At 33.5% G+C, this 4,313-nt stretch carries 4 protein-coding genes; 1 reads left to right on the top strand and 3 read right to left on the bottom strand.

Features of this window, described 5'->3' with window-relative positions:
- Positions 1–95: 95 nt before the first annotated feature.
- Positions 96–1,325 (bottom strand): methyl-accepting chemotaxis protein, encoded by a 1,230-nt coding sequence (locus tag FYJ58_RS14355; RefSeq protein ID WP_154520368.1) that lies wholly within the window; start codon positions 1,323–1,325, stop codon positions 96–98.
- Between the two features lie 359 nt (positions 1,326–1,684).
- On the opposite strand from FYJ58_RS14355, the gene FYJ58_RS14350 reads away from it, so the two are divergent.
- Complete coding sequence (locus tag FYJ58_RS14350) at positions 1,685–1,918, top strand: hypothetical protein (protein ID WP_154520367.1); 234 nt, start codon at positions 1,685–1,687, stop codon at positions 1,916–1,918.
- A gap of 113 nt (positions 1,919–2,031) precedes the next feature.
- Here the strand turns inward: FYJ58_RS14350 and FYJ58_RS14345 are convergent, their stop codons facing one another.
- Positions 2,032–3,363, bottom strand: a complete 1,332-nt coding sequence (locus FYJ58_RS14345) for a replication-associated recombination protein A (protein WP_154520366.1) — start codon at positions 3,361–3,363, stop codon at positions 2,032–2,034.
- 23 nt (positions 3,364–3,386) lie between these two features.
- Positions 3,387–4,175, bottom strand: a complete 789-nt coding sequence (locus tag FYJ58_RS14340) for a histidinol-phosphatase (RefSeq protein WP_154520365.1) — start codon at positions 4,173–4,175, stop codon at positions 3,387–3,389.
- Positions 4,176–4,313 lie beyond the last annotated feature (138 nt).

The raw sequence follows: 4,313 nt of genomic DNA, 5'->3' as shown, positions 1-4,313 counted from the left end.
TCACCTAATGAGTATGAAAAGAAATATTGGATAAAATTAAGACACTTGGAAATAAATGCGGCATAAGACAGAATATTGAGGTGAAAAGTTCACGTTTAACTTGTACTTTTTCTTGACATAGGACCAACTGCAATTTCATTAATCGTTGCTACAACGGAATCCAAAGATTTTAAGTTAACGTCAATAATATCGCCAACTTCGGTTGATTTTCCATCAATAACTTTAGAAGTCGTCTTTAATTCTTTCACCATCTCAATTAAGCTTTCTCTTAATTCTCCAACGGCATGAACCATCTTTCCGATTTCATCTTTTCTTCTACGATAACGTTGATGCATTTTGTCTTCTTCCGTATCTTGTAATTCAAAATCTTTCGTTTTTTCAATTTCTTTTGACATTTTGACAATCGGTCTTGCAATACTATTTCCTACTATTACTGAAATAATAGCAATGATAACAGCAACGCCTAATACTAAGTATCCAAAAGCACGTAATAATTGTTCTGTTTGCTGCGTGTATACCGACGCCGGAGTTACTAAAACAACTGTCCACCCATTCGTTTCCACCTTGCTGGTTTCTAAATATTTCTCTGCTCCATCGTAATCAGTAATTGCAACAAAATCGTCCATTCCTTTTTTATAATTGCCTTCTAATACTTCTGACAAATTCACTGATTTTTGTTCTGTTGCAGCAAATTCACTATTTGGATGTAAAATAAAATTCTCATTACTATCTAACACAAATACGTAAGAGCCATCGCTTGTATCTACCAGTTCATTTATTGTATCAAATAAACTTTGAATATTTAAGTCCATTCCAATTACACCAGCAAATTTTCCATTGATTTCAAATGGCTGAGCAATTGTAATAACCATTTCTCCTGTACCGGTGTCTAAATACGGACTTTGATATACTCTTGTATTTTGCTCTTTTACGTTTTTATACCAATCACGAGCTGTACAATCGTAGTCATCAGGAAGTTTATTTCCTGAACCATTAATCAGTAATTTACTCTCATATGCAACATAAATATCTGTAATCGAATCTTTTTCATCCCTTATTTGGGATAAATAACTAAAAGTCGTTTTGTTATCAGGACTATTTTTACTTTCCATAATAGCTTCTAAAGAATCTAATACAGAAGCCTCTCTTTCAAACCATCCTTCAATTTTAGTGCTATATAAAGATGTAGTCTGTTTATTGGCTTTATTATTGACCAATTCCATATCATTATAAGATAATTTTGCTGCAACCCCCAATGCACTAATTAAACATAACATTGAAACTCCTAAAAATATAAAAATGATTTTTGTCCTTATACTTTTCATATGAACGCCTCCTTTGGTATTTTGCCTTCTAATTTTGCCTTAAAAATTCAAGTATTTTCAGTTTCTTGTACTTATCCTATGTATACTTTTCATAATTACAATCCCCTGTAGCAATCCAAATACGCCCTCACTTAATAGCCGAAACCACCCTTCCCTATTTTAGGCTTTATACAATTTATCCCTTTTTCGCTTTAATTTGTTAATATAAGTTTACTAAATTTTCTTTCTTTTTTCAATATTTTTTTCAAAAAAAATATTTTTCCTTTCTTTTTTTCTAACTTTTTCCAGTGTTATTGCAATTTTTCTACAATTCATATATAATATATCTATTATAAATAAAATGAAAAAAGAGGTTTTATATGAAACGTGTCAAACAGATTGTATCTATAATTTGTGTAATCGGCTTGTTAAGTCTTTATATTATTACACTGATTAGTGCATTTTTTACTACACCGGCAACAGCTGGTCTTTTTAAGGCCTGCATTTTTTCTACAGTTGCTATTCCTGTTTTTTTATATGCTTATTTACTAATTTATCGCATATTAAAAAATAATAATCAAAATCATAAGGATAAAGAAGAAAATACAAGATAATTTTTCGAAAATAAAATGGTATCATGAATTAAATCGTGATACCATTTTATTTAGAAAATTTTATTAATTTCAGTTTCCAAAAATACAGTCCGTCAAAGTTTGATTTGTGTCTGTTAATCCCCCTCTGCCTCTTTTCGGATTTTTTCCATCCAGGCTTTTAGTTCTTTTTCATAGCCATTATCCGAAAGCTTATAAAAACTGCGTCCTACCAGTTCATCTGGAAGATATTGCTGTTTTACATAATGATTTTTATAGTCATGGGCATATTTGTACCCTATTCCATGACCAAGCTCTTTTGCACCACCATAGTGGGCATCCATAAGATAAGGAGGAATTTTTCCTGTTTTTTCATTTTTTACAGTATCCATCGCAGAAAAAATGGCATTTACCGCAGAATTACTTTTCGGTGCACATGCTACATAAGCCGCCGCCTGTGCCAAAATTATCTGAGCCTCCGGCATCCCAATCCGTTCCACCGCCATAGCAGCCGATGTAGCAACTACAATCGCATTTGGATCAGCATTGGATACATCTTCTGATGCACAAATCATAATTCTTCTTGCGATGAAGCGGACATCCTCTCCTGCGTATAACATTCTTGCAAGATAATAAATAGCAGCATCCGGGTCGGAACCACGCATACTTTTAATAAAAGCGGAAATTGTATCATAATGATTATCCCCATCTTTGTCGTACTGAAGAACTCTTTTTTGAATACATTCAGAAGCAACCTCCAATGTAATATGTATATTCCCGTCCTCACTTCGTTGTGTCGTTAAAATTCCAAGCTCAATCGCATTTAAAGCAGCTCTTGCATCTCCGTTTGACATATCTGCTAAAAATTCTAATGCCTCTTCTTCCAGTATTGCATGATAGGCTCCCATTCCCTTCTCTAAATCATTGACTGCCCGGGTCAAAAGAATCTTTATATCTTCTTTCGTAAGAGGTTTTAATTCAAAAACAATCGAACGTGAGATTAACGCCCGATTTACTTCAAAATAAGGATTTTCCGTTGTTGCACCAATTAATATAATTGTTCCATCTTCTACAAATGGAAGCAGGTAATCCTGCTGCCCCTTATTAAAACGATGAATTTCATCGATAAACAAAATCGTCTTTTTCCCAAACATGCCCAATGTATTTTTCGCCTGCTCAATAACCGCTTCCATATCTTTTTTCCCTGCAGACGTAGCATTAATCTGTACAAATTCTCCTTTGGTTGTATTAGCGATTACTCTCGCAAGCGTTGTCTTTCCCGTTCCCGGAGGACCATAAAAAATAATAGAACTTATTTTATCTGCCTGAATTGCACGATAAAGCAACTTATCTTTTCCTATAATATGCCTCTGTCCAACTACTTCCTCAAGGGAAGAGGGACGAAGTCGGCTTGCAAGTGGAGATTCCTTCTCCATTGTCGTATTTCTCATATATTCAAATAAATCCATATTACTCCTCCTATAGCTTTCTTTTAAAACGATAGCCGTTCCACTCTTTGAATTCCAATTTCTTCTATCATTTTAATTCCTTTGTTCCAATAAATCTCCTGTTCTAAATCATGATTGTCATGAGCATCATATCCTATGATACATTTACAATCATACTCTTTTGCAATTTCCCAAAATTTTTTTGCCGGATATCCAATGTACCCCCGCTTTTCACAATAGGGAAATCCAGATATATTGTATTCCAAAAGTATATTTTTCTCCTTAGCCTTCTTACATATTTCTTCCGATATTTTCTCACAGTAGCTGTCAAATTCAGGATAACACCGCATAAATAAGTCCGGATGGGCAACATAGGCAAACAGCCCCGATTCGATTCCTTTTAGTGTTGCATTTTTATATTTTTCTAAGTCTTCCGTTGTTTTTATACATTCACCATAGTATCCTTCATAATAGGAACTGTTTTCTGGATAAGCAAAATGGTTTCCAAAAATCAAATATTCAATCTCATCTGATTTTTTTAATTCGATTAACCAGTCTTTATATTCTTCAAAATATTCACATTCCAACCCCAAACAAATTCGGATTTTATCTCTATATTTTTCCTTTAATAAAAGGATAGAATCGACATAATCCCTATACTGACCCATTGTCATTCTTATTTTTGATGTAAATCCGTCTTCAAATGGCCATGGAACATGATCCGAAAAACCAAGTTCATCAAATCCTGCTAATATAGCACTTTTTACATACGATTCATCCGCGCCAACGGCATGTTTGCATCTTATTGTATGAGTATGATAATTTGTTTTCATTATACGACCTTCTAGTATAATAATGATGTAGTCAATTAAGACTACTTAATTAACAAGTTTCTATAAATCAGATAACAGAAGAAGGTGTTCTTCCTTCATCAGATGTTATCATAAATAATTATCATGTCTGACGGTTCC

The sequence above is a fragment of the Velocimicrobium porci genome, assembly GCF_009696045.1.
Taxonomy (GTDB): domain Bacteria; phylum Bacillota; class Clostridia; order Lachnospirales; family Lachnospiraceae; genus Velocimicrobium; species Velocimicrobium porci.
The sequence above is the reverse complement of the archived record's forward strand: the minus strand, read 5'-3'. Positions and strand labels throughout refer to the sequence as shown.